This window comes from Yersinia mollaretii ATCC 43969, assembly GCF_013282725.1.
GTDB classification, from domain to species: domain Bacteria; phylum Pseudomonadota; class Gammaproteobacteria; order Enterobacterales; family Enterobacteriaceae; genus Yersinia; species Yersinia mollaretii.
The window spans coordinates 233,085-250,216 of the sequence record NZ_CP054043.1 but is presented as its reverse complement, the minus strand read 5'-3'; the positions used below and the strand labels follow the sequence as shown (position 1 = coordinate 250,216).

The following is a 17,132-nucleotide window of genomic DNA, read 5'->3' as shown; positions in this document are numbered from 1 at the left end:
TACTGGCTATATGTCGCATAAGAATCCATGGGTTACGTAGTGCAAGAAGCGCAATTTTTGGAAGTTCTGTCAGGATTGGTGCTAATGGGGCACCGAGACCCCATCAAAGAGTCGATATTGCTGCGGAACCTGGAACACCTATTTATGCCGTGGCGGATGGGCGTGTAGCTTTTATTACTAATAGGGGGGATGGGCAACAGTTATTTATTGTTGTTCAGGTTGATGACTTGCCGCTATCAAAGAAATCTCTTTGTCATAACTTGAGGGAAGTTTATTTCTTCTATGCACATCTTTCTGAAGTTAGCCTTAATCTATCGCTTCACAGTCCGATAAATAGCGGTGACTGCATTGGTAAAACTGGCAGTACTGGGAATGCTAGCAGCATGACCACCATTGTTAGGGGACCTCATTTGCATTTTGAGGTGAGAATACGTAATCCTTCAAGGGCTGGTATGCTTGATCGTATAGATCCCGTTCCTTTTATTGATGGTTTCAATTATCCCTGAGGGTTAATAATGAAATACTTAATGGTTTTTTTTATATTAGTAACACATGTTTGTTGGTCAAATGATAAATTTCCTGTAATCAGCAAGGAAACTTGGGAAAATAATTCAAGTGAACTTATGCAAAGTATATTCGATAATGAGCAGGAGCAGGAGCAAGAAAATACTCAATATAAAGATGAACAAAATAAATTACCCGATGATAAAAGAGAAAAGAGGTTATCTAAAAACCAGTATTGGCTTGTAAATAAAAAACAGGATCTATGGCTTGGCATCTTTGATGGTAAACAGGTGGTAGTGCCGGGTGGTATCTATGATGGCCTCCTTGAGAAAACCTCTCAGTATCAGCAGGTAATTCGGGTTAAACAACATAATAGAATATCTCAATTTTTGCTAACTAATTTAACACAAGACGGAGTCGAATATCCTCTGCTTTGCATAGGGAGATTGGACTCTATTTTAAAAGACTCGCCGGATTATTTGCTTTTTTATTCAGCTTGTACATTTGAAGGTTTACAGCTAAATTCGCAACAGCATGAAGGCTATTATGATATTTTATTCTATAGTAAAACTTACGATACATTAATTAGATTGAATGGCTTTCCTTATTCAGCTAGTGGTGGAGATGTTGATTACTATTCTAAGGGCTTTAGAAAGATAAAAGATTACTATATGGACTCTAATATTGAAGTTGCATTTAAATTTATAGGAAAAGATCAGGTTGTTGAGGTAAACCCTAAAACTGGAACCTACAAAAAACCTGAAAAAATACAAGAAAGAAACTCTAGTGGTCAGTGGGTAATGGTTGATGATCCTGAACAGTTTAAACCTGACCTGCTGAAAAGATTACCGGAAGTTGTTATTAATAATTAGTATATTAGTTTTTGGAAGAGGTGTTATTTTATGAGAAAAATCATTTGTGTTGGAATAAAACATCTCATGGTGGTGTGGTGTTAACTGGCTCAGCTCAAGTCTCTATTGATGGCAGGCTTGTTACTCGCAAATCAGATAGAGTTTCTTGCCCAAAACATGGCATAAATAGCATCATTGAAGGTGACGAAAACCATTGCGATAATGGGCTCCCCGTTGCGTTAGAGGGGCATCACTGTGCTTGTGGCGCTACGCTTATCTCCTCTGGTTCGCTTGTACTCAAGGAATAAGGGCATGCCAGTAAACATTCTCGATATACCTGCTGAGATAAAAACAACTACTAAAACACTATCTCTGTGGCTATGGGGCAGTATCTTATTATTGATAGTCATAGTTTATCTATGCATTTTTCTGGGTTTCTTTTCACAATATCTGTCTAAAAATTCTTATATTTTCTGGTCGGAACTGCTGTTAATACCTTTGTTACTTTGGGGCGGGATTTTTACTTTCAGGTTATTATTATGGAATGGCAGTAACTTAGAGGGGGAATATTGGAATGCAATACGCACCGATTATTATCAAGCGTTACTGCAAAAAGGAAGAGTTCATCTTAAAATTATTGATATAAAGGTTAAGTTTCCTGATATTAGTGGGGGCGTAACTGATGCAATGAGTAACTCTTTCTTACCAGTTAGATATACACCTAAATTTACGCATATGTCACGGTATCTCGCCTTTTCTTCATTTGTACATAACATTAATGAGAAAGAACAGTATGAATAAAGGATGAAGTCCCTTTTTAATAAAATGATGCCTGAGTTGCTAGAAGATATCTATACACATATAACTCTGTTACCGCCAGGTGCTATGTTGACTATCATATCTGTCTTTTCTGATGATCTGAAATTGTAGTTGGAAAAATTGTGGGGTAAGCGCTTTAATCTCATTTTCCCTTTTTCAAATATTCTGTTTGGTAATAGTGTATATGAATCGTTAGATTCATGGTTAGATGAGGGACAAAGTGAATATATTATTCTCATTGCCACTCATTTGCATGGAAATGAACTGATCAAGACAGTTATTGATAATTAATCTGAGTCAATTATTTTATTATTTGGAAAAAATAGCGAGAGCATTGAAAATAAAGGATTATCCTTTGACTCTCTCTATCGACCTGAAATTGGGTGGGTGGTGTAGACAAATCAATTATTTGGGGCGAAGTGTCCTGCGATAATCAGTTGTCAGGTGTTTTATGTTCTGGTCTAAGTGACAAAGAAAAAATGACATTGTGATAAAAACGTCTGATTTCATGTCTGAGAGTGCATTGATGTCATTTAATTATATTAATACTGCTGATTACCTATGTTTATGTGAGCCGGTAACTGAGGTTTTACAGATTAAGTACGTGAAGGAGTTTCTTGAACTAGGGCGTTACTTGCTTATAAATAAATACCATAATTTTTTAATCGTGTCCTATTTTCTCACTTTAGCCGCCGATGATAAGGGTGGGCTATAAAATGAAAACTTTTATTATTAAATTTTCTGGTGTGTTTTTTGTTTTTTGTTTTTTCTTTTTTATTTTTGGGGGGATGAGTTGGGGTGGGGCTCCGCGAAAGATAAGTTACTGGTTGGCGGAGCCATCCTGTCAGTTCCCTTTTTCTCTCCCTGGCGCTTGCCAGTCGGCGTTCATTAATTGCTGTAGGTTCTAGGCTGAGATTCTTTCGGAAAGTAGATAATGAGCAAAAGAATGTTGCTGTTCAGAAAGTACAGCTAAAACATCAGGCTGTTAGCAGTGCCTGGATCCGTGAACTGCAACAGACTCTCCGGACTCGCTATGGTTTCTTCTGGCCCCGCAAATTGCGTATTCTTCTGCTCACCGGCAGTGCGGCGGATGTTGAACAGTTCCCCCCCGGCCTGACGTCGCAATACTGGCAGGAAGACAGTGGCACCGTGCTGTTGTGGGGAGGCGATCTGGGGGCGCAGGCCGATAATTGCCATGATAACGCGGTGGCAGAAAGTTTTTCCAGTTGCTGAAACGAGAACGAATCAAGAAACGGATGTATAAAAATAGAGAAGAAGCTAAGGTGGATATCTTCGATTATGTAGAAATGTTTTATAATGCTAAACGTCGTCACAGTGCCTGTGAAGATCAAGCCCCTGCAGTTTATGAAAGTGCCTGGTTTATGAGGCACGGAACCGTCTAAGAAACTAGGGTCTATTCATACATATTTTTGTCACAGTCTGACTTTAATGGGATTTGAAAGAAAAAGTTTCCATTCTCGGGCTGAGTCAGGAAAGTCCTATCCAGACACAGATAGGACATCAGCTCAAGATGGCCTACGTTTCTTTCATTTGGCATTGTCAGATGAGACAGATCTTTTACGTCATGACCTTCTTATTTCAGAACGGGCTGGGGAAGTTTATCGGAAAATCCGAGATCGCCCTGATCGTGCTGTAGATATGGTAGAGATTTGTAAGGCAACAACTATTGCTTTTATCGTCGATGGTGAACGTGTAGCTGCACCTCGAAAACGAGCAGAGGTTTTTGCTTCTGTAAGGAATATCGTTCGTGTAGTAGCCAACTCGGGGAATATCGCAGCTCATGCGCAAATTCAGTTAGTTGTTACGAAATTTGATTTGCTTGATGGTGTTGATAAAACTGAAGCTCGAGATGCTTTAGCTACATTTGAACAATCTATTGAATCCATGTTGTCTGGAAAGTTTAATATCGAAGTATTTCATACGGCTGCTCGTGCGCTACATCCTCATTCAGAACCAGCACAAGGGTTAGCTCCTCTTTTGAGAACTTGGTTGAAAGCGAAACCTCCTGAAGATATTCGTAATCTGAGTATTCCGGAGTTGACAGATGAATTTGATAAACTGTTGCTAAGGAGAATCGTTCAGTGAATTCAAATTTCATAATCATGGGATTGCCAGCATCAGGCAAGACAACCTTTTTAGCCGCACTTTGGCATTTAGTTGAGTCAAATGAGACCACTTGTCGTTTAGAATTAGATGCTTATGATGGAAATCTTACTTACCTTAATCGCATAGCTGAAGCATGGCGAAATTTTGAGCCTGTACCGAGAACGTCTCAAATCGGGGATATGAACGTAGCAATCCATTTGCGAAATCGCGAAACAGATGAGAAAGGAACTGCATTTTTCCCTGATCTAGCTGGAGAGACTTTTGATCGTCAGGTTGAAGATAGAACTTTCCGAAAAGATTTCATGAAAGGTTTTTCCGAGGATGATGGGATTTTATTCTTTATTAGTTCAGATGTCAGGGAAGATTTTATTTCAGTTACTGAACTCAATGCAAGATTGCCTAGTGATAGCGAGATAGATGAAAGCTTAAATGATTCTCCGGCTGAAACGAGAATAACTGAATGGGAACCTAAGTTATTGCCAGCACAAGTTAAAATTGTGCAACTGCTTAGTGATATTATCCGGCCACCTTTTGAGCCACGATTGCGGCGAATAGCGTTATTAATCTCTGCATGGGATTTAGTTCATCACTCTGGAGTAACACCTTACGACTGGTTAGAAGTGAATATGCCACTTGTAGCTCAATTCCTGAAGGCTAATAAGGATTACTTTGAGCATCAGATTTATGGAGTTTCTGCTCAAGGGGTTAACCTTAATGATGATTCAGCGGTTGATGAGGTAGCCAATTTGCTAGCAAGTCGAAGAATTAAAATAGTTGGTCTGGAAAGTGAAGGAAATGATTTGACCGAACCACTTATATGGCTTATGTCGGCGGGTAAATGAAACTAGATCATTGTTTATTTGGTTATGATGATGGTCATAGATTAATAGCCTCGTCATTACCTCTCGGTGAAGAAAATGCATACCTTACAGAGCTAAGTGATCTTGCTCCGGGTGTTGTTTTCGGAAGTTCACAGGGCTACTGGACTGGTTTACCCGCGCCTTCGATTGGGCGTTATGTCTTAATGTATACATGGCCTGCTCCAGAGATGCCAAGACCAGGGTGTGTTTGGACTCATGCTTTATTGCTAGAGCCAACTATGTTGGAATCTATAGAGGATTTGTCTATATTACAGGAGGTTATTTGTCGCCCTGATGCTTCTTTAGATATAGATTATTACAGACAACCTCTGGAGGTTGGTTTAATTAAAAAAAATCCCTCTCAGAGATTATTAGATATTACAATTGCGAAGAAATTGATTGACTCATTGTATGGAAGAATAAGTACAAACATTGAGGTCCTTTCTTCAGATCGGCTTGATAAGCCATTATTTGCTGTTTGGTCACAGCAATGGCCTAGGCTTAGGCGTAATTTTCGATTCCAGACAGCCGTTTCCCGAATGCCAAGATCAACAGGCTCTGCTCGTTTTGATATTATTGCTATCTTTGCACAAGAGGAATCTAATAACTCTGTAATTGAGAACACCTCTTCTGGTTGGTTAAATGATGCGCTAACCGATGTGCAAAGTGACGGTAAAACTTCATTACGTACTTTCCTGTGGGTATATGGGCGAGATGTTCGTAAGCAACGAGGATCATTTAGACCATTGACTGAAGTTCATTCGCTTGGTCATAAATCTCAAGTGGGAGCCATTCAGCGCATCACTGATATTATTTCTGAATCATTTCCGACTTTAAATGATGCGAAACATTTAAAACAAGATTTAGTTGATGGTATATTTGCTGGCCATGAGCAAATGATGTTGGTCAGTAATATTCTGTTGAACAATAATAAAATGGAAATGATATTCCCAGCAATCACAATGGTTGGGGTCGATAATTTAATTGATTTTTGGCCACAAGAATCAGAGTCTGTTTTAGATCTTTTTATTTTATCATCACGATCGAATTCTAATAGTGGGAAACTCATTTTTGAAAGTTTGATAGAGACTATTCAATCATCTGATTTTTGGACGCTTAGTTATGCTCATCCAATTGCTCGTGAAATTGTAACTGAACGAAATCCTGAGTTTTTACTCGCGAATAGATATATATTAGATGATATCGATATGATAAAATTGCTTCCTTTGGTTCCTTCCAGTACTAAAGGACTTATACATTTCATAAACGACTTAGTTGCGCGTGATGATAAAAATATCGCCAGTATGGTGTTTGATAATTTTCCGAGTATCGCTGTTGCACAAGTTGTTCAAAGACTAAATACAAAGAAAATAGTACCAAATATTTGGAAGGAAGAGTTCTTATCACAATATGATTATATCCTTAAAGATGAGGTAATTAGACATATAACTCATTCAAGCTTGCTTTTTAATATTGCAGATGCGCTTGGTTGGCTGTCGAATGCTGTGATTGTCGAAGGTTTAGAACCTTGGTATAACTCTTTAATAGCTATTACTAACGATCTTGATGAACCAGAAGCAGATATGCTTGATTGTTTTTTTATTCTCCTTGCTATAAAGTCAGGTGGTGATAAAGGACTTCATATAATTGAAAAGTTATATGAAAATATACATCATAAAATATTGAAGTCTGAGTTATCACAAAAAGCTCGTAATATGCTTCTTCCTCAATTACCAGATGTTGGTTGGCTACGTAGTTGGGATTTAGGTTATCGTTTCCGTTTAGCTATTGCAAAAGCGTATGTTCGCAATAGATGGTCTGTAGAGAGTTATGTTGGCTTAGCTTCTGATAGTAAAGGTCGTGAATTACTAGCCGATGCAGCTTCAGATGTCGAAGGTGGACGTGAATATTCTAACGCGGCTTGGCGTTATTGATTAACTATTTTTCGAAAAGATGATAAGGGTCGATTTACTTATCATTTTTTATATTTTATTAAACTAGATATTGGGATGATGAATAAAATAAAAATAATTAGCGCTGCAATAAAAATTTTCCTTTTCTGCTATTTTCAGGAAAATATAACTTATTAAGAGAAGGGCATGATAGCTTTATGATTTTCCAATCATCCCCCCAGCCTTCCCCCTCGCCAGAGCACCATTCACCGCCACGCCAACCCTCACTCCAGCCTACGTCATCGCCACCAGCCAGAGCGTAGGTAGCACCAGAAATATCGACCCCATCACCAGATTAATAATCACATCATCCTGTGTATTCTGTAGTGGATTACAAAATCAGGACACTGAGATAGCTTGTTTCCACCGTTCTCCATACACGCAAGGTGGTTCACCGGATACTGTTTTTATCTGCATACGCAAGCCGGAGTTTTATTACTTAGGAACATACTGTTTTGCAAAATCAAACGGACTAACTACCTTCTCCCGATTTGTATCCAGAAAATCAGCCCACCATTGAAGCATCAGTCTGCGCTCATCCAGAAACTCGGCTTTGTGAATGTACGCTGCCCGAACACCGTTACGCTCCTGGTGGCTCATTTGCCGCTCCACCGCATCCCGTGACCACAAACCAGACTCAATCAATGCACTGCAGGCCATCGCTCGGAAACCATGTCCACATACTTCCGTCTTGGTCTAATACCCCATCAAACGTAATGCCTTGTTGATGGTGTTTTCACTGATGGGCTTACGAGGATCATGATCACCGGGAAATATCAGACCACTCTCACCACCAGAAAGGCGAAGTTCTTCCAGCATAGCTAACGATTGCTGGCTGAGTGGGACCAGATGCGTGGTGCGCATCTTTGAACCTCGGTGTGAGAATTTAACGCCGGGGATAGGTTCTCTTTCAGCCGGGATGGTCCAAAGTGCTCTTTCTGTATCGATTTCACTCCAGCGTGCATAACGAAGTTCACTGGAACGAATAAAAACGAACAGATTAAGCATCACGGCCAGGCGAGTAAGAGGTTGACCCTTATAACCCTCAATACGCGAAAGCAGCTCTGGGATGCGATTAAGTTCGAGGGCAGGCCGGTGAACGCGTTTAACCGTGGTAAGAGCCCCAACCATATCCTGAGCCGGATTATAATCAATGATCCCACACTGGACGGCATAACGCATGATGGCGGTGGTGCGTTGCAGTAGACGGGCAGACACTTCAAGAAATCCTGCATTTTCGGCTACCCGAATAGGGATGAGCAGGTCGGGTGTCCTGAGTGAAGCGATATCGCGAGTACCGTTCACAGGAAACAGATACATTTCCAGATTTTTGAGCACCTTTGCGCTATGTTGCTCAGACCATTGCTTATTAGCAGCATGCCAGCGCCGGGCAATAACTTCGAATGTTTGAGTGGTATCGGGTAAAGCTTTTTTCGCCCGCTTGACCTCACTGGGGTCGGAGCCCTCGGCAATCAATTTGCGCGCTGCGTCGCGTTTAACCCGCGCCTCTGAAAGGGAGAGGGTTGGGTAGACGCCCAATGCCAGGGTATTTTCTTTGCCGAGATAGCGATAACGTAGCCGCCAATATTTTGACCCATTGGGATGAACCAGCAAATGCATGCCATCGCTGTCAGTCAGTTTGTAAGGTTTATCTTCGGTTTTTGCTGACCGGACTTTCACATCGGTGAGTGCCATGGATGGCCTCCGGAAGAGATTTTGTGGGTATAATAATTATCGAACTGGACTGTACCCTCATTTGTGCCCACAGGTGTAACTTGATGTAGGTAGAATCAGGTTGAATTCAGTTGATATGGAGTAGGGGGATGATAGCAGTAACAGCAGGATTTTAAATGCAAAAATGGACGTCAGTTGACGTCCATTGATAATAAGGTGGTGCCCGGACTCGGAATCGAACCAAGGACACGGGGATTTTCAATCCCCTGCTCTACCGACTGAGCTATCCGGGCAACGGGGCGCATTAAACCGTATTGGTGCCAAATCGTCAATGAGTTTCTGATATAAAGGCGATCAGTTGCTCTATTTTCACTCAAAATAGTGAGAAACGTATAAAACTCCTCGATTTTAGTATCATAGCAAAGTGTTTTATCTGATTGATTTATCGATTTTTTATTATTTGGCTCGTTAAATAACAATAGCTTAGATATTCACTAAATATGCATTTTTATTGGCTATCAAGGGTTGCCCCGATGGATAAAACATGCAACTATTGCGCAAATTTTAGCATTAGTATTCATGCTTATAGTCCATATTATTTTGAGAATTCAAACAGGAGGCGGTCATGACGGTATTACACTCCCCAATGCATATTGAGCGCCTTATGCGCACTCTTTTCTGTTTTACCTCTGCTAAGTCCCTTATTCCTCTCATGCGGTAAGGCTATCTGTTGCCCACTGTTAGGCATTATTAAAAATAGAGCAAAGGCTCTGATTTTACTGATGTTTACTGGTCGGTGCTGAAACCAGCTCACCTATCACTCAGGCTTACATTTCCGTCGGGGAAAAGTGCGTCCGTAAAGACATCAATTTGCCGGCATTGCATTAGTACTCAACGCTATGCAATGTCACCTATATGCCTAAGTGGCAGCCTCATACCTGACCGTTTGAGAGTAAGTGATATGACACTATTAAAAATAGCAACAAGCGCCCGTCTAGCTTCTTATATAGAAACTCAGCGCGGTGTGGTGTACCTCAATCAGACTGATTTTACGGATGTTGCCGCCGTGGTGATGTCGGTTGAAGACGCGAATGCCGGTATATTGTCAAGGCTGCATGATCTTGGTTTTGCTATTCCGACTTTTATTGCTGTGATGTCAGAACAGACGGTTTCTGCAGATTATTTGCCTCTTATTAAAGGTGTCATCACGCTGGGTGAGGCCAATAAGGGTTTTTACAATGCTCAGGTGGAAGCTGCTGCCAGTGAATATCAAAAGAATCTGTTGCCGCCTTTTTTCTCAACGCTAAAAAAATATGTTGAGATGAATAACTCAACGTTTGCTTGCCCAGGACATCAGGGGGGAGAGTTTTTCCGTAAGCATCCAGCGGGTCGCCAGTTTTTTGAGTTCTATGGTGAGACAATTTTCCGTTCGGATATGTGCAATGCCGATGTTAAATTGGGCGACTTACTTATCCATGAAGGTGCGGCCAAAGATGCTCAAAAATATGCGGCTAAGGTCTTTAATGCAGATAAAACCTATTTTGTACTGAATGGCACGTCGGCTGCGAATAAGGTGGTCACTAACGCCTTATTAACCCGTGGTGATTTAGTCTTGTTCGATCGCAATAATCATAAATCTAACCACCATGGCGCACTGATCCAAGCTGGGGCGACCCCCATCTATTTAGAGACGGCCCGCAATCCATTCGGTTTTATTGGTGGCATTGATGCCCACTGTTTTGATGAGCGCTATTTACGCCAGCAGTTGCGTGAAGTCGCGCCTGACCGAGCGGAAGAGGCACGGCCATTTAGATTGGCTATCATTCAGTTGGGTACTTATGATGGCACTGTCTATAATGCACGTCAGGTAATTGATAATATTGGTCATTTATGTGATTACATTTTGTTTGATTCCGCATGGGTCGGTTACGAGCAATTTATTCCGATGATGAAGGATTTCTCTCCATTGTTACTGGAATTAAACGAAAACGATCCTGGGATTATTGTGACTCAATCAGTGCACAAACAGCAGGCTGGTTTTTCCCAGACCTCGCAGGTGCATAAAAAAGATAACCATATCAAAGGGCAAAAACGACACTGCAATCATAAACGTTTTAATAATGCATTTATGTTGCATGCTTCGACCAGCCCGTTCTATCCATTATTCGCAGCACTGGATGTTAATGCTAAAATACATTCTGGTGACAGCGGCCGCCGTATGTGGATGGATTGCGTCAAGCTGGGTATCGAAACCCGCAAATCACTATTAGAGCGCTGCTCAATGTTACGGCCTTTTATTCCCCCAACTGTCGGCGGTAAAAATTGGCAAGATTATGATACTCAGATCATTGCCAATGACGCGCGTTTCTTTAATTTTGTGCCTAATGAACGTTGGCATGGTTTTGAAGGGTATAACCAAGATCAGTATTTGGTTGATCCTTGTAAGTTATTACTGACGACACCAGGAATTGATGCCAGCACGGGTCAATATACAGAATTTGGTGTTCCAGCCGCGATATTGGCGACCTTCTTACGTGAAAACGGCATTGTGCCGGAAAAGTGCGATCTGAATTCGATCCTGTTTTTGCTAACGCCAGCAGAAAATCCAGCAAAAATGGCACATCTGGTCGATATGTTGACACAGTTTGAACGCTACGTTGAGCAAGATGCACTGCTTTGTGATGTGCTCCCGACGATATATCGCAAGAATGAAGAGCGCTATCGCGGCTACTCTTTGCGCCAGTTATGCCAAGAAATGCATGACTTGTATGTCAGTTTTGATGTTAAACAGTTGCAAAAAGAGATGTTCCGCAAGACGGGTTTTCCGCAGGTAATCATGAACCCGCAAGATGCCAATATCCAGTTTATCCGCGATAATATTGAGTTGATTCCTATTGCTGAAGCGGAAGGGCGTATTGCTGCGGAAGGTGCATTGCCTTATCCGCCGGGTGTATTGTGCGTGGTGCCGGGTGAAGTATGGGGAGGGGCGGTTCAGCGTTATTTCTTGGCGTTGGAAGAGGGCATTAATTTATTGCCGGGCTTTTCTCCAGAATTGCAGGGCGTTTATATCGAAAAAGGTGATGTAGAGTGGCGTCGTATCTTTGGTTACGTCGTGACTCAGTAATGGCAGCAAACCGACAACCGATAAGTAATCTGATGGCACAGGGAACTGTGCCATCAAAGTTTTACTGACTAAGCGCCACTCAATTAATAGCGGCGGTAGCTCTTCTGTGCGCTATTAACTTTCACCAGATAACGGCGGGATTCACCGGATGGGTGCTTAGTGGTTAGCGTCTGGAATACATCACCCGGTGCCATATTGTTGATGATATTCACCGCTTGGTTCTTATCACTGTGGAACACGCGTAATACGCTACCTGCACCGCCATTATAAGAGGTAATAACGGCATAACGCCGTGAGGTTGTATTTTGAATGCCACCTAAATAAGTATTTTGCAGAATTGACAAGTATGCCGTGCCTGCATCAATGTTATTGGCTGGATCAAATAGATAGCTACGGCTTGGCTGACCACCTTTGCCTTTTAACTTAAATACATCTCGCCCGGCAGTATGCTGAACGACTTGCATCAGGCCCAGCGCATCAGAGCCGCTGACGGCATACGGGTTGAAGCTCGACTCTGTCTGCATGATCGCCAGAATCAATGACTCTTCGACACCATATCGCTCAGCTGATTGTCGCACTAGTGGCAGATATTTATGAGCACGCTTATCCAGATGGTTAGGCACTAATTGCAAGGTTACCGACCAGATAACATGCAAGCCAGAGGTGCGTTTTTGCATTCGAGTTTGCAGTAAATAATCAGCAAAATGGGCCGCCCGCCACTCCCAGCGAATCGGTTCGCCATTATTATCGAGCACCTGCCCATAAAGGAAAGGTTCTTTGCTTATCTGGATATCGTTAGCATCAGAATAGAGATCGATCGAACCTGGATCATCGCCCATTAATAATGTCGTGATGATCGCCTGACGTAAGTGAGCCGCCGGATCGGTCGTGGCAATTGTTTCAACCGTAATCGTACCGGCATCGAAATTGATATGGCTGCGGGTTTTATATTGATCCGTATACTTAACGTAATCTTTCGGACCCGCGATTAAGACTTCTTTTAATCCCCAAATATTTTCAATATCGTGGGCAAATTGGCCCATTAAAATCTCAAAACCGTTCGTGTCTTTGACAAAGGCTTCGCTATCTGCCTGATTTTTATTGCCTGAGCAAGACACTAACAATGGTGCAATTACCAGCAAAGCTAAAATTTTCTTCATCTTACAAGCCATATCTTGATGAGGAATAACAAGGGGCCAGCGCTGGCCCCCTGTGGTTATTTACTCGGTGGAGTATAACCTTCAATATGAACGTCCTGCCCCTCGAACAAGAAGTTGACCATCTCCTGCTCCAGCAATTTACGGTCTGCCACATTCATCATGCTGAGTTTTTTCTCATTGATTAACATAGTTTGTTTGGCAATCCATTGTGACCAGGCTTCTTTTGAGATTTCGTTATAAATGCGTTTGCCTATTTCACCCGGATACAGCTGAAAATCCTGCCCCTCAGCATCCTTCTTTAAAAACGTGCAAAAAATCGTTCTGCTCATGCTAAATCCTCTTCTATGACAATCGTCAAATAAAGCCGTTTGGGTAGACGGTAGTGTTGCCCGTTATTGTTTTGCTAACGCTGTTTTTGCCAACATATGCAATAAGCGCTCAACTGGGGCGGCCAGTCCTACCGAAGGTGGCTGTGCTAAGTTATACCAGAGACCTGCACCATCATCCATGCATCCACGGACTGATCCCACATTCAGCCACATCGGAACAATGTCCAGATGGAAGTGGCTGAAGGTATGACGAAAGGCGGTCAGTTGCTGCAAGCCGTTGGCTGAAATCCCCTGTTGCTGCAACCAGCGTTCAAGTTCTTCTTGTTCAGCAAATTGCGGGAAGCAAAATAACCCGCCCCATAGACCCACGGGGGGGCGCTGTTCAAGCCATGCTTGAGTGTCGTTTTGCATCAAAAGAAAATAGGCAGTTTTTTCCGGTATAGTTTGTTTCGGTTTTTTACCAGGGTATCGTGCCCAACTGTGGTTAGCATAAGCCATGCAGCCGGTATTCAGTGGGCAAAGCTCGCACTTTGGCTTAGAGCGGGTACAAACTATGGCACCTAAATCCATCATGGCCTGATTAAACTGGCCAACACCTTTAGCGGGTGTCACTTCTTCACTGATTTGCCACAGCCGACTTTCGACCTCCTTTTTACCGGGCCATCCCTCAACAGCATAACAGCGAGCTAGCACGCGTTTCACGTTGCCATCCAAAATAGGAAAATGTTGTCCTAAAGCGAGCGACAATATTGCCCCGGCTGTTGAGCGACCAATACCCGGCAGTGCAAGGATCTCGTCAAAAGTAGTAGGAAACTCGCCCTGATGGCGTTCAACCACGGTTTGGGCTGCTTTATGTAGATTTCTGGCGCGGGCGTAGTAGCCCAGCCCTGTCCATAAATGCAGAACTTCATCCAGTGGTGCCGCTGCCAGAGCACGGATATCAGGGAAGCGCAGCATAAAGCGTTGGAAATAGGGAATGACCGTCGCAACCTGAGTTTGTTGCAACATCACTTCTGACAACCACACTTGATAAGGTGTTTTATCCAATTGCCACGGCAGTGTCTTACGGCCAAAGCGTTGGTACCAATCAAGTACCGCGTGCGCGAATTGTTGCGCTTGCATCATAAGCAGGTATCGATATTCGGCAGATAAATAGGGCTGGATTGCAGCATAGAGTTCCGGCGCTGTAAACCCCCTTCGTACTTGAAGCTACAGTGGTGTTAGCTGCACTCACTCGCCCGAATCACTGACTTGAGTCAGCTCATCGGGACTTATTCGTTGGCTGCCTTGCTGTCACTCCAATTACTTTGGGGGAATATCTTCGTACTTGAAGCTACAGTGGTGTTAGCTGCACTCACTCGCCCGAATCACTGACTTGAGTCAGCTCATCGGGACTTATTCGTTGGCTGCCTTGCTGTAGCTCCAATAACTTTGGGGGAATCCCTTCGTACTTGAAGCTACAGTGGTGTTAGCTGCACTCACTCGCCCGAATCACTGATGTAATTGTGCATATAGACGTTATTTACTGCTTAATTTTGTACTTATGACGTCCATAGTTGATAAACTGGCGTATCTTTGCATAATGCGCATTCATATACGTAACCAATAGACAGAAAGCACCATGATAAATGACGTCATATCCCCGGAATTTGATGAAAACGGCCGTGCCATGCGCCGAATTCGTAGTTTTGTCCGCCGTCAGGGCCGCCTAACCAAGGGCCAACAACTGGCGCTGGATAGCTACTGGCCGGTGATGGGCGTGGAATATCAAGCAACGCCGATTGACTTAAACGCCCTCTTTGGTCGCGAAGCACCAGTGGTATTGGAAATTGGTTTCGGTATGGGCACTTCGCTGGTGGCTATGGCGGCCAGCAATCCGCAGCAGAATTTTCTGGGGATAGAAGTTCACTCACCGGGGGTGGGGGCATGCCTTGGCTCCGCTCACGAAGCGGGCCTGAGTAATCTGCGGATCATGTGTCATGATGCTGTTGAAGTGCTGGAAAATATGATTCCAGATGCTTCACTGGATATGGTTCAGCTGTTTTTCCCTGACCCATGGCACAAAGCGCGTCATAATAAGCGCCGTATTGTCCAGACACCTTTTGTCGAACTGGTGAGAAGCAAATTAAAAGTGGGGGGCGTGTTCCATATGGCCACCGACTGGCAACATTATGCGGAACATATGCTGGAAGTGATGTCAGGTGTGAACGGATTCCGCAACCTTTCAGAACAAAATGATTATGTACCTCGTCCGGACTCGCGTCCGCTGACAAAATTTGAATTACGTGGCCAACGCCTGGGACATGGCGTTTGGGATCTGATGTTTGAGAGGAAAGAATAATGGCTAACAATCGTAGTCGTCGCTTACGTAAGAAAATGCATATCGCCGAGTTTCAGGAATTAGGTTTTTCGGTAAAGTGGACCTTCCCTGAAGGTACCGGTGTTGATGTCATTGATGAAACCGTCGATGCCTTTATCGATGAAGTTATTGAAGCAAACGGCTTGGCATTTGATGGCAGTGGCTATTTGCAGTGGGAAGGTCTTATTTGCCTGCAAGAGATCGGCCACTGTACTGATGAGCATCGCGCATTGGTCACTAAATGGCTGGAAGCCCGTAAGTTGAAAAATGTAGAAACCAGTGAGCTGTTTGATATCTGGTGGGATTGATCTTCCGGTTTAACGGCAGATAATGAATAAGGGCGCCTAAGCAGGCGCCTTTGTTTTTATCAGCGGTAATTAACTGAAGCTGTTATCGGGGTTTTATTGGGAGCATCGTGTTGGCAAAGGTTTTTGAGAAGGCGACAGTTTTAGATAATGCTCTGCTAGCGGATATATTGCAGCAGGTTCGTCCGCTAATTGGTCAGGGGAAGGTGGCTGATTATATTCCCGCGTTGGCTGAGGTCTCGGCTGATAAACTCGGCATTGCCGTCTGTACAGTGGATGGAAAGATATTTCAGGCTGGGGATGCCAATGAGCGATTCTCAATCCAATCAATTTCGAAAGTATTAAGTCTTACGCTGGCATTATCCCGTTATGGTGAACAAGAAATATGGCAACGGGTGGGTAAAGAGCCATCCGGCCAGCCATTTAACTCTCTGGTTCAGTTAGAGTTAGAAAAGGGCAAACCGCGCAATCCTTTTATTAATCCGGGGGCGCTGGTGGTTTGCGATATGTTGCAAAGCCGTCTGAGTGCACCGAAGCAACGAATGTTGGAAGTGGTGCGCCAACTGGTGAGCGACGATAGCATCAGCTATGATTCGCGAGTCGCACGTTCGGAATTTGAGCATTCAGATCGTAACGCGGCCATTGCTTATCTGATGAAGTCTTTTGGTAATTTCGAAAATGATGTTCTGACAGTACTGCAGACCTATTTCCACTACTGCGCCATGCGCTTGAGTTGTACCGAACTGGCCCGCTGTTTTGTCTATCTGGCGAATCAGGGGCACAATATCGGTGGGCATGATCCATTGATTACACCTATGCAGACGCGACAAATCAACGCCCTGATGATTACCAGTGGCATGTATGATGGGGCCGGTGAATTTGCTTTCCGTGTCGGTATGCCGGGAAAATCTGGGGTGGGTGGTGGCATTGTTGCCATTGTGCCGGATGAATTGTGTATTGCTGTTTGGTCACCTGAATTAGATCGCGCAGGGAACTCTCTTGCCGGAACCGCTGCCTTAGAACTACTGGCACAGCGGATTGGCCGCTCCATTTTTTAGATAGTTTTCA

The 17,132-nt window shown here is 43.3% G+C and carries 14 protein-coding genes, 1 tRNA gene and 3 pseudogenes; 12 read left to right on the top strand and 6 right to left on the bottom strand.

Annotation, left to right across the window (positions count from 1 at the left end):
* Nucleotides 1-149 precede the first annotated feature (149 nt).
* The 8 genes and pseudogenes from HRD69_RS20530 to HRD69_RS01080 all read left to right on the top strand — a co-directional run bounded on the left by HRD69_RS20530 (nt 150) and on the right by HRD69_RS01080 (nt 7,095).
* Nucleotides 150-506 (top strand): M23 family metallopeptidase, encoded by a 357-nt coding sequence (locus HRD69_RS20530; protein WP_244263001.1) that lies wholly within the window; start codon nt 150-152, stop codon nt 504-506.
* A 9-nt stretch (nt 507-515) separates the two neighbouring features.
* Nucleotides 516-1,376 carry a hypothetical protein gene (locus HRD69_RS01110; RefSeq protein WP_172984584.1) on the top strand — a complete coding sequence of 287 codons (861 nt, stop codon included), beginning with the start codon at nt 516-518 and terminating at the stop codon, nt 1,374-1,376.
* 20 nt (nt 1,377-1,396) lie between these two features.
* Nucleotides 1,397-1,663: a PAAR domain-containing protein gene (locus HRD69_RS01105; RefSeq protein ID WP_425330490.1), complete on the top strand. Its 267-nt coding sequence runs from the start codon at nt 1,397-1,399 to the stop codon at nt 1,661-1,663.
* Between the two features lie 4 nt (nt 1,664-1,667).
* The gene (locus tag HRD69_RS01100; RefSeq protein WP_050413220.1) at nt 1,668-2,156 is read left to right on the top strand and encodes a hypothetical protein; all 489 of its coding nucleotides are present in this window, start codon (nt 1,668-1,670) and stop codon (nt 2,154-2,156) included.
* Nucleotides 2,157-3,362: 1,206 nt separating this feature from the next.
* Nucleotides 3,363-3,577 (top strand): annotated as a pseudogene (locus tag HRD69_RS01095) (IS3 family transposase); the annotation flags it as partial.
* Between the two features lie 46 nt (nt 3,578-3,623).
* Nucleotides 3,624-4,280, top strand: coding sequence for a TRAFAC clade GTPase domain-containing protein (locus HRD69_RS01090; RefSeq protein ID WP_004876885.1), 657 nt, complete (start codon nt 3,624-3,626; stop codon nt 4,278-4,280).
* A complete protein-coding gene (locus tag HRD69_RS01085; protein WP_032815282.1) occupies nt 4,277-5,143 on the top strand; it encodes a TRAFAC clade GTPase domain-containing protein in 867 nt (288 codons plus the stop codon). The genes HRD69_RS01090 and HRD69_RS01085 overlap by 4 nt, the downstream gene beginning before the upstream one ends.
* The gene (locus HRD69_RS01080) at nt 5,140-7,095 is read left to right on the top strand and encodes a GAP1-N1 domain-containing protein (protein WP_152412113.1); all 1,956 of its coding nucleotides are present in this window, start codon (nt 5,140-5,142) and stop codon (nt 7,093-7,095) included. Before HRD69_RS01085 ends, HRD69_RS01080 begins: the two co-directional genes overlap by 4 nt.
* 174 nt (nt 7,096-7,269) lie before the next feature.
* On the opposite strand, the pseudogene HRD69_RS20750 reads toward HRD69_RS01080, so the two are convergent.
* The 3 genes and pseudogenes from HRD69_RS20750 to HRD69_RS01070 form a co-directional block, all read right to left on the bottom strand.
* A pseudogene (locus tag HRD69_RS20750) lies at nt 7,270-7,440 on the bottom strand (conjugal transfer protein TraG N-terminal domain-containing protein); the annotation flags it as partial.
* Nucleotides 7,441-7,548: 108 nt separating this feature from the next.
* A pseudogene (locus tag HRD69_RS01075) lies at nt 7,549-8,808 on the bottom strand (tyrosine-type recombinase/integrase).
* 196 nt (nt 8,809-9,004) lie between these two features.
* A tRNA-Phe gene (locus tag HRD69_RS01070) sits at nt 9,005-9,080 on the bottom strand.
* A 668-nt stretch (nt 9,081-9,748) separates the two neighbouring features.
* Here HRD69_RS01070 and speF point away from each other — a divergent pair.
* Complete coding sequence (gene speF / locus HRD69_RS01065) at nt 9,749-11,911, top strand: ornithine decarboxylase SpeF (protein WP_004876890.1); 2,163 nt, start codon at nt 9,749-9,751, stop codon at nt 11,909-11,911.
* An 83-nt stretch (nt 11,912-11,994) separates the two neighbouring features.
* On the opposite strand, the gene mltC is transcribed toward speF, so the two are convergent.
* The 3 genes from mltC to mutY all read right to left on the bottom strand — a co-directional run bounded on the left by mltC (nt 11,995) and on the right by mutY (nt 14,525).
* Nucleotides 11,995-13,071, bottom strand: coding sequence for a membrane-bound lytic murein transglycosylase MltC (mltC, locus tag HRD69_RS01060; protein WP_004876891.1), 1,077 nt, complete (start codon nt 13,069-13,071; stop codon nt 11,995-11,997).
* 56 nt (nt 13,072-13,127) lie between these two features.
* Nucleotides 13,128-13,400: an oxidative damage protection protein gene (locus HRD69_RS01055; protein ID WP_004876892.1), complete on the bottom strand. Its 273-nt coding sequence runs from the start codon at nt 13,398-13,400 to the stop codon at nt 13,128-13,130.
* 63 nt (nt 13,401-13,463) lie between these two features.
* On the bottom strand, nt 13,464-14,525 hold the full coding sequence (mutY, locus tag HRD69_RS01050) for an A/G-specific adenine glycosylase (RefSeq protein WP_004876893.1): 1,062 nt from the start codon (nt 14,523-14,525) through the stop codon (nt 13,464-13,466).
* A gap of 496 nt (nt 14,526-15,021) precedes the next feature.
* Between mutY and trmB the strand changes: the two genes are divergently transcribed.
* The 3 genes from trmB (at nt 15,022) to glsB (ending at nt 17,122) form a co-directional block, all read left to right on the top strand.
* On the top strand, nt 15,022-15,741 hold the full coding sequence (gene trmB, locus HRD69_RS01045; protein ID WP_004876894.1) for a tRNA (guanosine(46)-N7)-methyltransferase TrmB: 720 nt from the start codon (nt 15,022-15,024) through the stop codon (nt 15,739-15,741).
* Nucleotides 15,741-16,067, top strand: coding sequence for a YggL family protein (locus HRD69_RS01040; protein ID WP_032815284.1), 327 nt, complete (start codon nt 15,741-15,743; stop codon nt 16,065-16,067). Before trmB ends, HRD69_RS01040 begins: the two co-directional genes overlap by 1 nt.
* A 107-nt stretch (nt 16,068-16,174) precedes the next feature.
* Nucleotides 16,175-17,122 carry a glutaminase B gene (gene glsB, locus HRD69_RS01035; RefSeq protein ID WP_004876896.1) on the top strand — a complete coding sequence of 316 codons (948 nt, stop codon included), beginning with the start codon at nt 16,175-16,177 and terminating at the stop codon, nt 17,120-17,122.
* Nucleotides 17,123-17,132: the final 10 nt, after the last annotated feature.